Origin of the sequence: Propioniciclava flava (assembly GCF_004126535.1) — a bacterium.
GTDB lineage: Bacteria > Actinomycetota > Actinomycetes > Propionibacteriales > Propionibacteriaceae > Propioniciclava > Propioniciclava flava.
In genome coordinates, this window is sequence record NZ_PPCV01000004.1 from 189,257 (window position 1) to 206,876 (window position 17,620).

16 protein-coding genes are annotated in these 17,620 nt (G+C 70.0%); 10 read left to right on the plus strand and 6 right to left on the minus strand.

Annotated elements, in window-relative coordinates; all coding sequences use genetic code 11:
• Positions 1-168: 168 nt before the first annotated feature.
• The 3 genes from C1706_RS07360 to C1706_RS07370 form a co-directional block, all read right to left on the minus strand.
• Positions 169-768 carry a DUF4126 domain-containing protein gene (locus C1706_RS07360; protein ID WP_129458581.1) on the minus strand — a complete coding sequence of 200 codons (600 nt, stop codon included), beginning with the start codon at positions 766-768 and terminating at the stop codon, positions 169-171.
• A gap of 6 nt (positions 769-774) precedes the next feature.
• On the minus strand, positions 775-1,872 hold the full coding sequence (locus C1706_RS07365) for a GNAT family N-acetyltransferase (protein WP_129458582.1): 1,098 nt from the start codon (positions 1,870-1,872) through the stop codon (positions 775-777).
• 65 nt (positions 1,873-1,937) lie between these two features.
• Positions 1,938-2,660, minus strand: coding sequence for an NUDIX domain-containing protein (locus C1706_RS07370; protein WP_129458583.1), 723 nt, complete (start codon positions 2,658-2,660; stop codon positions 1,938-1,940).
• 91 nt (positions 2,661-2,751) lie between these two features.
• Between C1706_RS07370 and C1706_RS07375 the strand changes: the two genes are divergently transcribed.
• The 7 genes from C1706_RS07375 to C1706_RS07405 all read left to right on the plus strand — a co-directional run bounded on the left by C1706_RS07375 (position 2,752) and on the right by C1706_RS07405 (position 10,743).
• Positions 2,752-3,759: an SPFH domain-containing protein gene (locus tag C1706_RS07375; protein ID WP_129458584.1), complete on the plus strand. Its 1,008-nt coding sequence runs from the start codon at positions 2,752-2,754 to the stop codon at positions 3,757-3,759.
• The gene (locus tag C1706_RS07380) at positions 3,756-4,637 is read left to right on the plus strand and encodes an NAD(+)/NADH kinase (protein WP_129458585.1); all 882 of its coding nucleotides are present in this window, start codon (positions 3,756-3,758) and stop codon (positions 4,635-4,637) included. Before C1706_RS07375 ends, C1706_RS07380 begins: the two co-directional genes overlap by 4 nt.
• Before the next feature lie 119 nt (positions 4,638-4,756).
• Entirely contained in the window at positions 4,757-5,041 is a 285-nt protein-coding gene (locus C1706_RS07385) for a DUF6504 family protein (RefSeq protein WP_129458586.1), read from the plus strand.
• Entirely contained in the window at positions 5,041-5,424 is a 384-nt protein-coding gene (locus C1706_RS07390; protein WP_129458587.1) for an SAV_6107 family HEPN domain-containing protein, read from the plus strand. Before C1706_RS07385 ends, C1706_RS07390 begins: the two co-directional genes overlap by 1 nt.
• Positions 5,417-9,121, plus strand: coding sequence for a DNA polymerase III subunit alpha (locus tag C1706_RS07395; RefSeq protein ID WP_129458588.1), 3,705 nt, complete (start codon positions 5,417-5,419; stop codon positions 9,119-9,121). Before C1706_RS07390 ends, C1706_RS07395 begins: the two co-directional genes overlap by 8 nt.
• A 3-nt stretch (positions 9,122-9,124) precedes the next feature.
• A complete protein-coding gene (gene dinB / locus C1706_RS07400; RefSeq protein WP_241653478.1) occupies positions 9,125-10,297 on the plus strand; it encodes a DNA polymerase IV in 1,173 nt (390 codons plus the stop codon).
• Positions 10,298-10,392: 95 nt separating this feature from the next.
• Positions 10,393-10,743 carry an SCO2097 family morphological protein gene (locus C1706_RS07405; RefSeq protein ID WP_164987475.1) on the plus strand — a complete coding sequence of 117 codons (351 nt, stop codon included), beginning with the start codon at positions 10,393-10,395 and terminating at the stop codon, positions 10,741-10,743.
• Positions 10,744-10,903: 160 nt separating this feature from the next.
• Here C1706_RS07405 and C1706_RS07410 read toward each other — a convergent pair whose 3' ends face one another.
• Genes C1706_RS07410 through C1706_RS07420 form a run of 3 tightly spaced genes read right to left on the minus strand, consistent with a single transcriptional unit; the run spans position 10,904 to position 15,208 of the window.
• A complete protein-coding gene (locus C1706_RS07410) occupies positions 10,904-13,018 on the minus strand; it encodes a transglutaminaseTgpA domain-containing protein (protein WP_129458590.1) in 2,115 nt (704 codons plus the stop codon).
• Complete coding sequence (locus C1706_RS07415; protein WP_129458591.1) at positions 13,015-14,235, minus strand: DUF58 domain-containing protein; 1,221 nt, start codon at positions 14,233-14,235, stop codon at positions 13,015-13,017. The genes C1706_RS07410 and C1706_RS07415 overlap by 4 nt, the downstream gene beginning before the upstream one ends.
• A gap of 7 nt (positions 14,236-14,242) precedes the next feature.
• Entirely contained in the window at positions 14,243-15,208 is a 966-nt protein-coding gene (locus tag C1706_RS07420) for an AAA family ATPase (protein ID WP_241653479.1), read from the minus strand.
• 238 nt (positions 15,209-15,446) lie between these two features.
• Here C1706_RS07420 and mraZ point away from each other — a divergent pair, with 238 nt between their 5' ends.
• The 3 genes from mraZ (at position 15,447) to ftsL (ending at position 17,560) form a co-directional block, all read left to right on the plus strand.
• The gene (mraZ, locus tag C1706_RS07425) at positions 15,447-15,884 is read left to right on the plus strand and encodes a division/cell wall cluster transcriptional repressor MraZ (RefSeq protein WP_129458593.1); all 438 of its coding nucleotides are present in this window, start codon (positions 15,447-15,449) and stop codon (positions 15,882-15,884) included.
• Positions 15,885-16,007: 123 nt separating this feature from the next.
• Entirely contained in the window at positions 16,008-16,967 is a 960-nt protein-coding gene (gene rsmH / locus C1706_RS07430) for a 16S rRNA (cytosine(1402)-N(4))-methyltransferase RsmH (RefSeq protein WP_129458594.1), read from the plus strand.
• Complete coding sequence (gene ftsL / locus C1706_RS07435) at positions 16,964-17,560, plus strand: cell division protein FtsL (RefSeq protein ID WP_129458595.1); 597 nt, start codon at positions 16,964-16,966, stop codon at positions 17,558-17,560. Before rsmH ends, ftsL begins: the two co-directional genes overlap by 4 nt.
• Positions 17,561-17,620: the final 60 nt, after the last annotated feature.

Consider the following 17,620-nt stretch of genomic DNA (forward strand, 5'->3'; position numbering starts at 1 on the left):
TTTCTTCATAAAACCCCCTGGGCGGCATTGTTCCTCCCACATCGTTGCGGGGAGTCATGCGCGATCTGATGGGGTTAGTGTGCCGGGGGAATGGTCATGATTCTGCCCGCTGGACAAGTGTGCATCGGGGCCCCCTGCGCTTGAGACTCTCGTGCGCGTGCCCCAGTGTCAGGTCTGCGTCGGCGTCGCTGCCCGCTTGCGCCAGGCCTGGAAGCGCGCCCATCCCTTCTTGACCTTCCGCAGGGCCACCGCCACCCCGATCGCCCCCAAGATCAGTAGCACGGCGGCGATGATGGCGGCGGCCACCGGCGCCAAGGCCACCAAGGTGGCGATACCGGTGACCGCGACGTCCCCGGCTGAGGAGGCGGCGACGTTGGTGAAGGGTTCAGGGGAGGTGTTGATCGCCAGCCGCAACCCCGCCTTGGTGAGGTGGCTGGCCAGGGCGGTCAGGCCGCCCACCGAGGCGAGCGCAAGGGTCACCAGGTCACCGCTGGACCCGGCGTAGACCGCGCCGATGACCGCGCCCGCGATGGGACGTACCACCGTGGAGACCGTGTCCCATGCCGAGTCGAGGTAGGGGATCTTGTCCGCGACGACCTCGATGAGGCACAGCACCCCCATGGCGATCAGGACGTCCGTGCGCTGGAAGCCCGCAGGAATGTCCGGCACGTTGGCGAACCGCCCCAAGATTCCCAGCACGAGAACCGTGCCCCACGCGTTGATACCGCTCGCCCAACCCGAGGCGAACGCGGCCGGCAGCATCTCCATGGCGCCTCAGCGTAGTGGTCGACTCGGGGCGGTCTTCTTCCACGCCCCGATCGACGCCAACGTCTGAAATCCCAGGGCGTGATTGATGGCGAGCATGGCCTGGTTCTCGGCGGCGTTCCAGGTGAGGACGCGCGGCGAGGCGGGGGCGAGGGCGCGCCACTGCTGGAGGGCGGCGAGTTTGACGAGCGTTCCCAGGCGGTGCCCGCGATGCTGTCTGGCTACCAAGGTGTCTCCCTGGATGGTCGCGGCGCTCGGATCCGGACCCAGGAAGAGTTCGGTGAACGCGACGAGTTCGCCGGTGCCCTCGTGCTGAGCGCAGGTCACCAAGAGCGTGGTGCCTGCGGCCTCATGGCGATCGTCGGCGCGGGTGACGCGGTCGGCGTCCCAGGCCTGCTCGTCGATCTCCAGATCGCCCACGGGGGCATCGGTGCTCATCGTCGCCTTGAGGCCCGCGTAGCCCTCGACGAACGCGGTCGGGGTGCGCCCGACCCAACTGACCACGCGGTATCCGGACGCTGTGGCTAGTGTCGGGGGCAGCAGGGCCTCGCGCTCAGCGTGGCCCCGGGTCAGATCCACACCGCTTTTGAGTTCGACCTGCTCCAGCGTGTAGCCGTGGGCTTGAAGGAAGCGGGCGGCGTGGTCCGCCGGGATGCTGCCCACGCTCGTGGGTGGGGTGAGGCGTTGCCCGGCCGCCTCGGGGTGCTCCGCCCAGATTTGCAGCACCGATCGTCCTCGCGCCTGGGCGGCATCCTCAAGGACGGCGAGCGCTGCCGTCCCCAGGCCCTGGCCCCAGACCTCGCGTAACACGTTGACCTCCAGATACGCCGAGCGGGACCCCTCCTCGCGGGGAAGGATCGCGTTGGCGCGACCGACGACGCGCCCGTCGAGTTCGAGCAGCCACGCGAGACGCTCATCGTCCGCGTCGGCGCCGTAGTTGGCCAGCAGTTCGTCGGGGGACGCGTCCTCGTCATGGTTGCCCGCGATCTCGGCGTAGATGGCGTTACGCATCGCGGCGAAGGCAAGGAAGTCGGCGGCGTCGGATCCCGTGAGGGTGCCGGGCACGGTGATGCGGCGCACGCACAGACCGGGCGGCTGCGTGGTCATCGGTTCTCCTGGGGTCGTGGTCGGCAGGTCAGCCGACCGACGTTACGGGGCCCGCCTCGTGGGTGTCAATCTGCTGCGGAGGGGGGTGTGCGTGGGGCTGCGGGCCGGGTCAGGGGCGGGTGCAGGAGGGTGGCGGGCCCTCGTCGAAACACCTGCGCCGGACGTCCGCCATCGCGGGTGGTCGTGTCGCCGGTGGGGGTCAGGAAGCCGTCGACGCCGGTGACCTTGCGGTGGAAGTTGCGCGGATCTACCGGCGTTCCCCACACGGCCTCATAGACCCGGCGCAGTTCCGCGATGGTGAACTCGGGCGGGCAGAACGCCGTGGCCAGCGGGCTGTATTCGAGTTTGGCGCGGGCGCGCTCGACTCCGTCGCGCAGAATCCGGGCGTGATCGAAGGCCAGCGGCGGCGCGCCTTCTAACAGGGTGTCGGTGGGGAGCCATCGGGAGTCGGAGGCATCCGTCCCGGCTACCGGGAGCGGCAGGTCGGGGGCCAATGCCAGGTAGGCGACGGTGACGACGCGCATGCGCGGGTCGCGCCCGGGATCGCCGTAGCTGGCCAATTGCTCCAGATGGGCCTCGGGGAGCCGGAGTCCCGTCTCCTCGGCGAGTTCGCGGCGGGCAGCCTCGGTGAGTCCCTCCTCGGGGTGGACGAAGCCGCCGGGCAGCGCGGGGACGCCGATGAACGGCTCCACGCCTCGGTCGACGACGAGCGTGTGAAGGTGGCCGTCGCGCAAGGTGAGGACGACCAGGTCGACGGTGACGGCGAACGGGGGAAACTCCGAGCTCATGGCCACCAGCCTAGCGTGCAGTCGTCAGGTTGACGATAAGAGACGAGAGTAGTTATCGTCTTTCTGACGACAACTACTGAAAGAGCACGTCATGGCCGACATCAGCCGCTACCCATTCGTTCGCCACCTGCGCGGCAACCCCATCGCCTACGTGTCGCAGTTGCGCGACGGGGCCGTCGTCCGCGAAGGCGTTGGCCTCGCGTTCTGGTTCCGTCCCCTGAAGGCAGTCCTCAGCGAAGTCCCCGTGGATGACCGCGAACTGCCGCTGCTGTTCCACGCTCGCACCGCCGACTTCCAAGACCTCGCCGTACAGGCCGCCATCACCTACCGGATCGTCGATCCGGCCACCGCAGCCCGTCGCATCGACTTCTCCCTCGACCCCGAGAGTGGTCAATGGCACGGCTCCCCGCTGGACCAGGTCGCCGGGCTGCTCGCCGACACCGCCCAACAGCACGGGCTTGCCACCTTGGCCAGCCTCGACCTGACCACCGCGCTCGCCCGGGGCGTCGCCCCCGTCCGGGACGCGCTCGCCGACGGGCTGACCAGCGATGAGCGCCTCACCGAGACCGGCGTCGGGATCGTCGGGGTCCGCGTCATGGCGCTGCGTCCCGAACCCGACGTCGAAAAGGCACTCCAGACGCCGACCCGCGAACGCGTCCAGCAAGACGCCGACCGGGCCACCTACGAGCGGCGCGCGCTGGCCGTCGAGCGCGAACGGGCCATCGGGGAGAACGAACTGCAAACCCAGATCGAACTCGCCACCCGCGAGGAGGCGCTGGTCACCCAGCGCGGCCTCAATGATCGGCGCAAAGCTGAGGAGATGGCGGCCGCATCCCAGATCGCAGCCCAAGCCGAGGCGACGCGCTCCCGGACGCTCGCTGAGGCGTCCGCCGACGCCACCCGCGCCACCGGGATGGCCGAAGCCGAGGCTCAGCGGGCCAAGCTGGAAGCCTACGCAGGCACCCCCGAGGGTGTGCTGCTCGCGCTGGCCGTCCAGGAGCTTGCGGCCAACCTGCCCCGCATCGAGAACCTGGTGCTCACCCCCGACCTGATCGCCCCCGTGCTCACCCGGCTCGGCCTCGGTAAGGACGCGGCATGAGCGGGCTGCCACCTCGGGTGGTGATCGTCCACCGCCGCACCGAGTTCACCGAACTGCTGGCCCGGCACGGGACGCGAGGCCAGGCCGCCTTCTTCCTCGCCTCCCGGGGCCGGGATCTGGCCGAGGTGGAGGCGCGACACGATCGGGTGGAGGCGGCGCTGGCGCAGGTCAGCGCCGCGCTCGCGGCCGACTGGCGGGTGGGACGCGTCGAGCGCGCCGACCTGGACCGGTTCCTGTTCGCCCCCGAGGACCGGATCATCGTCGTCGGCCAGGATGGGCTGGTCGCCAACGTGGCCAAATACCTCTCCGGGCAGCCGGTCATCGGCGTCAACGCCGACCCGGACGCCAATCCGGGCGTCCTGGTACCGCATCGCCCCGGCGACGTCGCCCGGCTGCTCGCCGGGAAGGCGTCCGTGGCCCCGCTGGCCATGGTCGAGGCGGTCGCCGACGACGGACAGTCGCTGCTGGCGCTCAACGAGATCTACCTGGGCCACCCCAGCCACCAAACCGCCCGGTGGACGCTGCACGTCGACGGTGCCACGGAGCGGCAGGCGTCCTCGGGGCTGATCGTCGGCACCGGGACCGGCGCCACCGGCTGGTGTGCCTCGGTGGCTCGCTCGCGGTCGGGTGCTCCCGCGCTACCCGCGCCGACGGCGTCCGAGTTGGCCTGGTTCGTCCGCGAGGCGTGGCCCTCGCCCGTCACGGGGACTGACTGCGTCCAGGGGTTGCTGGGTCCCGGCGACCGGCTCGACGTGGCCGTGGAGACCGACGGTCTGGTCGCGTTCGGCGACGGCATGGAAGCCGACCGCCTCACCCTCGCCTGGGGGCAGCGCGTCAGTATCGGCATCGCCGATCAGCGGCTCTGCCTGGTCGTCTAGGCGGCGTCGGATGGGGCGATGTGCCCTCGCGGGGGTGTCTTGACGGGTTGTCGGAGGCCCCGCTTATAGTGAATCTCCCATCGAACAAGTGTTCGAATGGTTGAGGTTCGGGGGTGGTCATGCGGCGCTATGACGAGCCGATCGCGGTGCGGTCGAGCGAGGGTGACGGGGCGAGTGACCCCGTCGAGTTCCTGTGGCGGCGTCGGCTGTGGCGGGTGCTTGACGTGGAGACACGCTGGCGCGAGACGTCTGATTGGTGGTCCAAGCCGGGGGAGGATCTGCTGGCCGAATCGGAGGTCTGGCGGGTGATCGCGGCACCCGGGCGGGCGGTGGCTCCCGGGGTCTACGAGTTGGCCCATCCGCTCGGCGGCGAGGACTGGTTCCTGCGCGCGGTGGTCGACTGATGGCCGTCCAGGTGCACGACGCCCGCACGATCGCCGCGGGTGCTGCCGAAGATGTGGACGCGACCCTCACCCAGGCCGAGGCGGCCCTCATGCCTGCGCAACGGTTCGTGATCGCCCACACCGCGGCACTCCAGGTCGCGGCCTGGGTGCTGGTGCAGCGCCGTGCCCGCGTGGTCGGCCGACCTCACGTGTGGGGCGTCCTGGCCCGCGTCGCACCCGAGTTGGCCGAATGGGCGCAGTTCTTCGACGCGCTTCACCTCAAGCGCCGCGCTGTCGAGGCAGGGGCGATCGGGTTGGTCACCAGCCGTGAGGCCGATGATCTGATCCGCGAGGTGCGCTCCTTCGCTCAGGCGGCCGGGGTCAAGGTGGGGGCGCATGGCTGAGCCGTTCACGCACCTGCGGGTCGCCTCCGGGTACTCACTGCAGTACGGGGCCAGCCACCCCAGCGTGCTGGTCGGCGCCGCTGCCGGATACGACATGGACACCCTGGCGCTCACCGACCGCGACGGCCTCTACGGGGCGGTCCGGTTCGCCAAGGCCTGCCTGGCCTCGGGGATCGCCCCCGTAGTCGGCGTCGATCTCGCGGTCGACGCCGACGAACGCCCTGGGCGGCGCCGCGTCGGGCAGCCGCGGCAGCGTGCAGTGGTGCTGGCCTCCTCGCGGGCAGGCTGGGGGGCGCTGTGTCGCCTGGTCACCGCTGCCCACGCGGGTGGGGAGCGCGGTGCCCCCGTCGCGACGCGCGAGCTGATCGGCGCCCACGCCACCGACACCGTCGTGATGCTCGGCCCCGACTCGGATCTGGGCGAGGCGATCGCCGCCCGCGACGAGGTCCGCGCCGCGCGAGTGGTGGCGTCCTGGCGTGACCGCGTCGGTGCGGATCAACTCGTCGTCGGCGTCACCGACCACCGGCTTCCCGGCTCGGGGCCCGGTTCGGCGAGGCTGGCTGGGCGCATGCTCGCCTTCGCCGACGCGCACCATCTGCCCGGCGTCCTCACCAACGCGGTCCGCATGGCCCGCAAAACGGACGCGCCGATCGCCGACGTGCTCGATGCCGCCCGCAGACTGGTGCCGCTGGATGCCCGCAACGTCGACCGCCGTAACGCCGAGGGCTACCTCACCTCCGGGGCCGAGATGGCGGAGCGCGCCGCAGAGGTGGCCCGGCTCGCGGGGCGACGCGACGCGGTCCGGCTGCTCGGCGACACTCGCGCCCTGGCAGTGCGGTGCCGCCTCGACCCGCACGCCGACATCGGTCTGGGCGAGATCCACCTGCCCGAGTTCGCTGTGCTCGGCGGCGTCGGGGACGCGTTCGCCGATCTGCGTGCACGCTGCGAGGCCGGGCTGAATGCCCGCTACGGCACGCCGACCCGTGAGGCGTCCGACCGGATGGCCGACGAACTGGCCGTCATCGCCCAGATGGGGTTCGCGTCCTACTTCCTCACCGTCGCCCACGTGGTCGAACGGGTGAAAGCCCTGGGCATCCGCGTCGCCGCCCGCGGCTCGGGGGCTGGCAGCCTGGTCAACTACTGCCTGGGCATCTCCGGGGTCGACCCGATCCGCTATGACCTCATCATGGAGCGGTTCCTCTCCCCGCTGCGTCGTGCCCTGCCCGACATCGACATCGACGTGGAATCAGCCCGCCGCCTCGAGGTCTACGACCAGGTGTTCGCCGATTTCGGGCACGAGCGGGTCGCCGCCGTCGCCATGCTCGACACCTACCGCGTCCGGCACGCCATTCGCGACGTCGGGGCCGCGATGAGCCTGCCTCCCGGCGACGTCGACGCCATCGCCAAGGCCTTCCCCCACATCCGTGCCCGCGACGTGCGGCATGCGTTGCGCGAACTGCCCGAACTGCGCCGGGCCAACCTGAACGACGCCCAACTGCAGGTGCTGTTCACCCTCGTGGAGGGCCTCGACGGGCTGCCCCGCCACGTCTCCTTGCACCCGTGCGGCGTCATCCTCTCCGACGCCACCTTGGGAGAGCGGACGCCGACCGAGCGCTCCCTGGGCGGCTACCCGATGAGCCAGTTCGACAAAGACGACGTGGAGGATCTGGGGCTGCTCAAACTCGACATCCTCGGCATCCGCATGCAGTCCTCCATGGCGCACGCGCTGAACGAGATCGAACGGGTCGGCGGCGGGCGCGTCGACATCGACACCCTCGACCCCTACGACGACGCCGACATCTACGCCATGATCTCTCGCGCCGAGACCCTCGGCTGCTTCCAGATCGAATCCCCCGGTCAGCGGGAACTCGTCGGCAAGTTCAGCCCCGATGAGTTCAACGACCTCATCATCGACATCAGCCTGTTCCGGCCTGGTCCGGTCAAATCCGACATGGTGGTGCCGTTCCTCCGCGCCCGCAACGGCTGGGCGGAGGCCTCCTACCCTCACCCCGACCTGATCCCCGCCCTGGCCGAAACCCGCGGCGTCATCGTGTTCCACGAGCAGGTCATCAAAGTGATCGCCGTCATGACCGGCTGCTCCCTGGCCTACGGCGATGAGGCCCGCCGGGCGCTCGGCTCGCCAGCGGGCCAAAAGGAGGTCAAACGGTGGTTCTTCCCTGCAGCGCGAGGGCTCGGCTACCCCGAACCCCTCATCGTCCACGTGTGGGGGATCCTGGTGTCGTTTGCCTCCTTCGGGTTCTGCAAGGCCCACGCCGCCGCGTTCGCGCTACCCACCTACCAGTCGGCCTGGCTGAAATACCATCACCCGGCCGCCTTCCTGGCTGGGCTGCTCACCCACGATCCCGGCATGTACCCCAAGCGGCTGATCCTGGCTGAGGCCCGGCGCCTCGGGGTCCCCGTGCTGGGCCTCGACGTCAACACCAGCCGGGCTGACTACCGGATCGAGCCCGTGACCACCCCCGACGGCGAGGCGCACGGGATCCGGCTCGCGTTCACCGACGTGAAGAACATCTCCGCCGCCCAGATCGAACGCATCGAAGCCGCGCAGCCTTATGCAGGTCTGGTGGATTTCTGGCATCGCGCCCAACCCGGCGTCGATGTCGCCGAACATCTCGTTTTGGCGGGCGGCTTCGATGCTCTCTATGGCATCGGGGCGCCGCGCCCGATCAGTGCGCACGGGCGCGTGACTCGCCGCGACCTGCTGCTCACGGTCGCTGATCTGGCCCGCGCCGACCGGGTTCAGGCCCGGCAGCACGCGCGTGCCCGCGGCCTGGTGGGCGACGGTGCTCCCGGGCGCCAAGCCGTTCAACTCGCCCTCGACCTGGGGAGCGTCCTCGGCGAGGGCGAGGCCGCCCCGGGAACCGACATCGTCGTCTCCGGGCTACCGGAAATGAGCGAGCAAGAACGCATGGCCGCCGAACTGTCTGTGCTGGGGTTGGACGCCACCCAGCACGTTATGGAAGCGCATCGCCCCTTCCTGCGGGCGCTCGGCGCCACCGACGCCGCCGACCAACTCACCGCGCGCAGCGGTTCGCGGCTGCTCGTGGGCGGGGTGAAGGTCGCGACGCAGACCCCTCCGGTGAAGTCCGGGCGGCGCGTCATCTTCCTCACCCTCGACGACGGCACCGGGCCGGTCGACCTCACTTTCTTCGAGGACGCGCAAGGCGCCTCGGCGGCAACGGTGTTCAACGCCTGGTTGCTGATCGGGGTGGGGGAGGTGCGGCGCACCGGGGCCCGCGGAGTATCGCTGCGCGCCCTGGGGGCCTGGGATCTGCTGCATCTTGAGGCGCTGTGGTCCTCCACGCTTGAGGCCACCGGTGACGAGCGCGCGGCCGTGGCGGCCGTCCACGCTGTCATCGACGCCGACCTGTCCGCGCAAGCAGAGCAGGCCCGCGAGCGGCAGCGCGCACGGTGGGCCGACTGGAACGCCAAGTCCGAGGATCGGCCCGAAGACGAGCACTACCCCGGCACGAGCACGGCGCACGCCGACACCGAACACGCGGCTGCGGCCGGCGGCATGGGGCAACGCCGGGTTCTCGTCCACCCCAGCGGGTTTGTGCAATCGCCGTACACCGACATCGCCCCGGCAGGGGAATCGCCGCGGGCCATCCCACAGCGCTACGCCGACCCGGGGCGCAAGCTGTGGCACTCCAGCCCAGGCTCGTCGGGGCGGTGACGCGTGACGGTCATCTGCCACGTCGACATGGACGCCTTCTATGTCGCCGTCGAACTACGCCGCCGCCCCGATCTGCGCGGCAAACCCGTGTGGGTTGGGGGCGCGATAAGGGGCGTCGTGCTGTCGGCCTCCTATGAGGCGCGGGCTTACGGCGTCGAAGGCGGCATGTCCTCGACGCGGGCGCGTCGCCTGTGCCCCGACGCCATCGCGATCACTCCCGACTACGACGCCTACGAGGCGGCCTCGCAAGGTGTGTTCGCGATCTTCTCCACGATCACCCCCTCGGTGGAGCGGGTGTCCCTCGATGAGGGCTTCCTCGACATCACCGGGACGCGGCGGCTCCTGGGCGAACCTGAGCAGGTCGGCGAACTGATCCGGGCGTTGGTCGCCGACGAGCAGGGCATTCCCTGCTCGGTGGGGATCGCCCCCTCCAAGCTGATCGCGAAGATGGCCTCCAACCAGGCCAAACCCGACGGGCTGGTGCGGGTACAGCCTGGGGAGGTGATCCCCTTCTTGCATCCGCTGGCCGTGGAGAAGGTGTGGGGCATCGGGCCCGCCACCACCGCAGCGCTGAACAAGCTGGGCCTCTACACCGTTGGCGATGTGGCCCACACCCCCCAATCGACGCTGCAGCGGGCTTTCGGGGCCCGGGCTGGAGCCGAACTGTGGGAGTTCGCCTGGGGCATTGATGGGCGTCGCGTGGTGGCCACCGAGGCGTCCGAGCGGAGCGTGGGCAGTCAAGAGACCTTCGCCAAGGACACCGACGACCTGGAAGCGGTCGCCACCGAACTGCTACGGATCAGCGCCAGGGTCGCGTCCCGGATGCGGCAGGCCAAGGTGGTTGGGCGCACCGTGACGCTCAGCCTGCGGTTTGCCGACTTCCGGACGGTACAGAAGTCGGTGACCTTGGCTTACCCCACCGACGTCACCTCAGAGGTCCATACGGCCGCGTTGCGGTTGTTGAGCGCGTTTCGTTTGGAGCGGCCGCGATTGCGCCGGGTGGGGATCCGCGTGGAGCAGTTGGTCGACGCCGATCAGGTCGCCACCCAGCCCGCGCTGGACGAGCCCGAGCGGGGGTGGCGTGAAGCGGAACGAGCGGCGGACGCCGCGATCGCACGTTTCGGCCCTGACGCGGTTTCCCGGGCACGGCTGACGCGACGAAGAGCGGTCGGATGAGCGTCGAGGATCCGCCTGGCCGCGGTTCCGTTTGTGTGGCGAGCCGCCTAGACTGAGGGGACATTCGCATGAGCGCACCGATGAAGGGAGGCGCGATGGCACTGTCAGAGCATGAGCAACGGTTGCTCGAACAGTTGGAGGCCGCCCTCGCAGCCGATGACCCCAAGCTCGCCAATACCTTGCGGGGAAGCCGTTCTCGGTCCCTGCATCGTCGCCAGGCAGCGCTGGCGGGCCTCGGCTTTGTTGTGGGGCTGGTGGCACTGGTGGCTGGCATGCAGTTCACCTGGGTGATCAGCGTTCTCGGTTTCGTCGCGATGCTGGCCTCGACGGTCGTGGCTATCAGCGCCTGGCGTCACGTCGATAGTGGCGTGCAGCCTCCGAGGGGCGCGCCGCACCGCACCCCGACAGAACGGGACTCGCGACAGCGACCCGACGATCGCTTCTGATCCCTCGTCTTTCATGAACGCCCGGCGTGATGCCGGGCATTCGCCATATCCACCGCCGATCCCCCTGGTGGGTGCGCTCCGCAGGCGAGGGCATCCGCTGCCCTCGGCGGGGCGGGCGGCGTCCTCTGCGGACCGCGGCGTCCCCGGACAGGTGTTGTGGCTAGGCGGCGCGGCGCGGGGTGGAGGAGTGCCGCTTGTGTGCGGCCGCAGTCAACGCGACGACGATCGTTTCGACCTCGTCACGCCAAGCGCCGGGCAGGTCGTAGTCCTCGGAGCGATCAAACAGGGCGCGCTCCGTGGCGGCGGCCAGAGTGCGCAGCGAGGCTTCGGCTGCGGCGTCACCACCCAACCGGTCGAGGAGGTGCTCTGCCGCGAACCGTGGGGAGCCGTCGGGCCAGGGCAGTTTCAGGTCGGTGACCGAGTCGCGTACCTCGTCCCAGGCCGCCACGGTGTCTGCCCTGGGGTCGCCCGTGCCTGACAGTCGGCGTGCTCGACGGCGCGAGCGCGCCCACGATGGCCACAGATACACCAGGGCCGCACCACCGGCCACGACGACGAGACCCACAAGAATCCAGGGCAGGACGTCCCCGGCCCCTGCGGCGTCGGACGCGGAGGTGGCCGGGTCCGGCTCCTCCGAGGCGCTGCCTACCGGCTCCGGTTCGGGAGAGGCCGTCTCAGCCGTCGGCTGCGCTGTCACGGTGGGCGTGGCCGAGGCAGGGCTGGGTGCCTGGGTCGCCGCAGAGCCCCCGCGCGAGGGGGTGGGTTCAAACGCCACCCAGCCCAGTCCGTCCAGCCACAGTTCGGGCCAGGTGTGCATATCGCGCGCGGTGACCTTCCAACTGCCATCGGACGGGGTGCCGGGAACGAAGCCGACGGCCATGCGTGCGGGAATGCCGAGGGTGCGCGCCATCAGCGTCATGGAGCCCGCGAACTGCTCGCAGTAGCCGCGATGGGAGCGAAAGAGGAAGTCCTCGATGGTGTCGATGCCGTCGCCGACCCCTGTGTCGTTGGCGGTGGAATAGGTGAAGCGGTCGGAGCGCAGGTAGGCCTCCAATGCCTGCGCCTTCGCCCCCGCTGTCGTCTGGTCGCGGGTGATGTCGCGGGCCAACGCGGCGACGTTGGCGGGAAGCCCTGCGGTCGCCGTCGTCACCTCGCGGCGTGGCGCGTCGTCCGCTGACGCTCGGGCGATGGCTTCGCGGCTCGCATCAACCGTGAGGCTGGTGACGTCATAGGTGAGGTTCTCGGTTGCTGCGGTGCGGTTGACCCGGTCCAGCGCCATCACGTCGAGAGTGTCGAGGGCGAACCCCCAGTCTCCCGGTGCGCTGATGTCCGTCGGGGCATAGGGGACGGGAAGCCATTCGCTGCGGAAGGCACCCACCTGCACTGACGTCGTGGTGCTCTTTCCTGGCGGAGCGCCGGGGACGGCGGGGAACCTCCCGGTGCCGACCCGCACATCGGAGAGGCCGAACCCAGTGCGGGAGAACGCGGTCAGCGTCGCCAGCTTGAGGTATTCGCCTTGTCCCGAGGAGGTGCGGTACGTCAGCACCACGTCGTCGGTGCCCTGGACGAGGTTGCGCTTCAGGTCCAGGCTGGGGTCGTTCATCTGGAGCGGGTCTTGGCTGCGCGGCGGCTCCAGGGGAGGGATCACGCGCGAAAGCCCATCGGTGATGCCAAGGCTGGTCGCCCCGATCACCAGTGTGGCCACGAACGCGATGCTCTTGGTCGCACCCGGACTGCGGGGAGCAGCGGACCCAGCCCACAGCAGGGCGACGCACGCCACCGCCAACAGGCAGAACTCGCTCCACAGCATGGGGGTCACCACGATCACCGACGGGGCAACGTACAGGCTGACCAACGGCAGGATCCCCAGAGCAGGCTGGCGGGAGGGGAGGGTCAGCAGCGACGCTGCGACGGCGAGCGCGATGACGGCTCCGAGGATGATGACCGTCGCGCCGGGGTGGGCGCCGACCGGCGCGGTTCCCGCCTGCAGGTAGGACACACCTTCGAGGGCGACCTGGGGCATCTGAGTCACGGCCGTGAAGCCCGCCAGCGCGGCAACGCTCACGCACAGCGCGGCAACACCCGCGCCCAGCAGCATGAGGAACATGAGGAAGCCTCCCCGCCGTGCCGTCATCGCCCCGATGACCAAAACGACGGTGCCCCCGAGGGCGGACGCCACCAGGGTGGGAGTGTCGGTGGTGAGGTGTGTCCAGGGCCACAGCAGCAGCCACCAGGACGCGATGAGGGTGAGCGTCACACGCCAGGGGTAGCTCATCGGGCACCTCCCGCGTCGCCCCAGGCAGCCGCCAACGCCTCCGGGGTGCCGGGCAGGCGGCTCACCTGCCAGCCGTGGTCGGAAAGGATGTCCGCCCCGGCGTCCCACGCACCCGGAGTCTCCCCGGAGTTCTGGAGCGCGATGACGACCCGGTTCTCGCGGGAACCCGCCCCGGACACGAGCGCTTCGGCGACGCTGCGGTCCAGGTCGCCCAGCAGCGCGACCACGAGGTTTTCTCCACTCGCCTGGGCGAGGGAGGCGGACGCCTCCAGCAAGTCGGGTGCCGCCGTAAGGTCGGCGTCCACGAGCAGGTCGAGCCAGCGGTCGACGGCGTCGGGAGTGTCCGCGGAGATGGTGGTGTGGACGCCGTCGGCGTCGACGAGCGTGACGGAGAACCCGTCGCTCAGCATGCGCGCGCCTAGCGAGGCCGCCGCCGAGACGAGCGCTTCGAAGGTGGGGCTGAGGCCGCCGACCAGGGGGTGAGGGGCGCGACGGGAGTCCAGGAGAACCCAGGCCGTGGGATCCCAGGCGGCTTCCTCACGTCGGACCATGAGAGAGCCGGTCCGCGCCGTCGAGGGCCAATGGATGCGTCGGACGTCGTCGCGGGGCTGGTACTCCCGCACCATCACGTCATCGGGGCCTGACAGCGCAGTTTGGGGAATCGGCGTCTCCCCGGTGATGCCGTAGGAGTGCGCGCGGCGTCCGGGGAGCCAGGCGTGCAGGGGATGAACGACGACCGGTGTCACGCATCCGCCCCGGACGGTGTGTACCCACAAGCCCAGGAAGTCGGCGAACCGGTAGGCGAAGCCGGACAACTCGAACCGGCCCCGGCGTTGTGGGTGGAGGACATATTCGGCGCTCGTGGTGGCCCCCGCTTCGGTGGTGTCCAACCGGAAGGGCACGCCGCGGCCCAGGGCCGGATCCGGGACATCTTCGGCGAACACGGCGGTGAGGGGGCCCGAGCGCACGGTGGTGACGTTCACGCGGACGCTCAACGGCTGCCCGGCTTGACCCGTGGGCGGGTCCAGCGTGCGTTCGAGGGTGAATCGCGGCGGTCGGATCACCACCGAGATGAGAGCGACGAGGGGGAGGACAAGCAAGAACACCGACGGCCAGAGCAGATCCTGATTGCCCAGCCCGATGGCGACCAGGAGCAGGACCACGCCGATGGCCCAGACGATGACGGTCCGACCGGTGGGCCGGGGAAGGGACCTCATCGGCGGTCTAGGTGCGACGCGGGGCAGGGACGGTGGCGCACAGGTCGTTGACGATGTCGACCGTGCTGGCCTGGGTCGTCTGCGCTCGGTGACTCAGCAGCAGGCGGTGGGCGATGACGGGTGCGGCGAGGGCGCTGGCGTCCTCGGGGATGACATACCCGCGGCCGGCGATGGCCGCTCGCGCCTTGGCGGCGCGCAGAAGGTGCAGGCTGGCGCGGGGGGAGGCGCCCAGCCGGAGCTGGTCGCTGGTGCGGGTCGCCGCGACGATCCCCACGACGTAGTCCTTGAGCGCAGGGTGCACGTACACCCGGCCGACGGCGCGACGCGCCGACAGGATCGCGGCCGCGTCGGTGACGGGGCGGACGGCGTCGAGCGGGTTGGCTGCCGCGTGATGCTCCAGCATGTCCACCTCGGCCGAGCGGCTGGGGTACCCCATGGAGATCGACGCCATGAAGCGATCCCGCTGAGCTTCGGGCAGGGGATAGGTGCCTTGCATCTCGATGGGGTTCTGGGTGGCGAAGACCATGAACGGCTCAGGCAGCGCGTGCGTGGCCCCGTCGACGGAGACCTGGTGCTCCTCCATCGCTTCGAGCAGGGCGGACTGCGTCTTGGGTGAGGCGCGGTTGATCTCATCGCCGATGACGATGTTGGCGAACACGCCGCCGGGCTTGAACTCGAAGGCGCGGCTTTGCGGGTTGAACACCGACACGCCGGTGATGTCGCTGGGCAGAAGGTCGGCGGTGAACTGGATGCGACGCACCGAGCAGTCCAATGAGCGGGCCATCGTCCGGGCGAGCATCGTCTTTCCGACTCCGGGGACGTCCTCGATGAGGAGGTGTCCTCCGGCGAGCAGAACGACCAGGGCCATGTCGACTGCGTGCGGTTTTCCCTCGATCACTCCGCTGATAGCGGCGCGCAGGTCGTGCGCGAGCGTTGCGACCTCGGTGACGTCGGCGGATGTGGTGTTCGACACACGCGGAACCCTACCGGCCCCGGGAAAGGCTGCGGGATGCCCAGGCGGGCGGACGCGAGGCGAAGCGTGTGCCTGGACCCTGCGCGACGCCGATTCCCGCTTGTCACCCATGGGGGAACGTCCCCGCCCAACTGCGGGAGCGCGGCACGCGGAGAGGGGAGGAGTCGTTGATCGAAGTGGTGGATTGTGGGGTAATGTGGAGCGCAATGGAGGACATGGGTGGCCGAAGGGAGGGTGCATGTTTCTCGGCACGCACTTCCCCAAGGTGGACGACAAGGGCCGGTTCTTCCTGCCTGCGAAGTTTCGTGACGAACTCGGCGAAGGCCTGATCATCGCCAAGGGGCAGGAACGCTGCTTGACCCTGTACACCCCCCAGGAGTTTCAGCGGCAGGCGCAGGCAGCCATGAACGGCCCCTCAACCTTGAGGGGCATTCGTGACTTTCAGCGCATGTTCGCGGCCGGCGCCTCGGAAGAGACGCCGGACAAGCAGGGACGCGTGACCATCCCGCCGGTTCTGAGGAACTACGCGGGGCTGGACAAGGAGATCGCCGTCATCGGCGCCTTCAACCGTGTCGAGGTCTGGGACCTCGCCGCGTGGGAGGCGTACTCGGCCGAACAGGACGAGGCGTATGCCGGCATGGATGAGGAGATCTTCCCCGGTGGGGAGACCCACTGATGAGACACCGCCCGCGCGGTGAGGCTTCGGCCCGACCGATGCCCTGACGCCACTTCCCCGGCGCCAGGTCATCGGTACGGACCGGAACCCGACTGCACGGACCGCAACGAAGGAGGAGGGATCATGGGGCAGCCATCCACCACCGGGCACGTGCCCGTCATGGCTGAACGCACCATCGCTCTCCTGGCACCAGCCCTCGAGCAGGGCGGGACGTACGTCGATTGCACCCTCGGTCTTGGGGGGCATGCCGAAGCGGTGCTGCGGACGTGTCCGCGAGCCCGCCTGGTGGGCATCGACAGGGATCGTGACGCGCTGGCGATCGCGCGCGAGCGGCTCGCGCCGTTCGGGGATCGCGTGGCGCTGTACGAGGCTGTCTACGACGAACTTCCCGACGTCCTGGCTGAGGACAAGACACCGCAGGTGCAGGCGATCTTGGCCGATCTTGGCCTGTCCAGCATGCAGATCGACCGCCGCGAGCGAGGGTTCTCCTATTCGGCGGATGCACCGCTGGACATGCGGATGTCGCCTCAGGCTGGCATCACTGCCGCGCAGGTGCTCAACACCTACAGCACCGCCGACCTGACACGGATCCTGCGTGCCTACGGCGAGGAACGCTTCGCCGATCGCATCGCCCGCCGCATCGTGGCTGAGCGCGAGGCGGCACCCTATGAGACGTCGGCCCGCCTGGTCACCACGATCGATGAGGCGATCCCGGCGGCTGCCCGGCACGCCGGAGGGCACCCCGCCAAGCGCACGTTCCAGGCGCTGCGCATCGAAGTCAATGGTGAACTCACGGCTCTGGAGGGGTTGCTTCCGGCCGCCTTGGACGCGCTCGCGCCCGGGGGCCGGTTCGCGGTGCTCGCCTACCACTCGCTGGAGGACCGCCTGGTCAAGCGTTCTTTCGCTGCGGCCACCACCGACACCGCTCCACGCGGCCTGCCGGTGGTTCCCCCCGAGCATCGGGCACGGTTCATGGCGCTCACGCGGGGTGCGGAGCGCCCCAGTGACGCGGAAGCGCAGATCAACCCGCGGGCGGCGTCAGCCCGGTTGCGGGCCGTTGAGCGACGTGAGGTGCAGGCATGACGGCATGGAACGCGATCAAGCAGGCTCCCCGGAAGCTAGGGGAGGCTGCGGCGCAGGCGCGCCCCACCCTGGTCGGGATCACCAGCCCACCGCGACGCATGTCGTCGCTGATGTTCGGGGTGGTGATGGTCGGCATCCTCGTGGCGGGGCTCGTCGGCGTCCTCGTGCTGAGCACCGCGTTGCAGACCCGCGAGTTCGAGTTGCGCGCCAAGCAGCGCACCGCCAGCGAGTTGGCCTATCAGGTGTCTGACTTGGAGTCGAAGGTGTACCGGGCCAACGCGCCGCGTGAGCTGGGGCGACGGGCGACGGCGTTGGGCATGGTCCCCAACGCGCACCCGGTGTTCATCGACCTCGGCTCCGGCTCGATCCAGGGGACGCCGATGCCCGCCTCCGGCAACGAGATCCCCAGCCTGAGGGTGACCGCGCCCGCCCCGAGCGCACACGCCTCCGCCTCGGCAGCTCCCGATCCGGCCGCAGCCGGGGCCGTGGACACAGCCGCCCCGCAAGCCAATGCCCCGCTGCCCAGCGCTCAACCCAGCGCACCAGCAGACGCTGGTGCTCAGCCATCCCCTGAGAACCAGGCGCGCGGATGAGCAGCGCGCGGCGTCCACCCCACTCCGGCCGCAACACGTCGTCGGCGGCGTCCTCGCGCG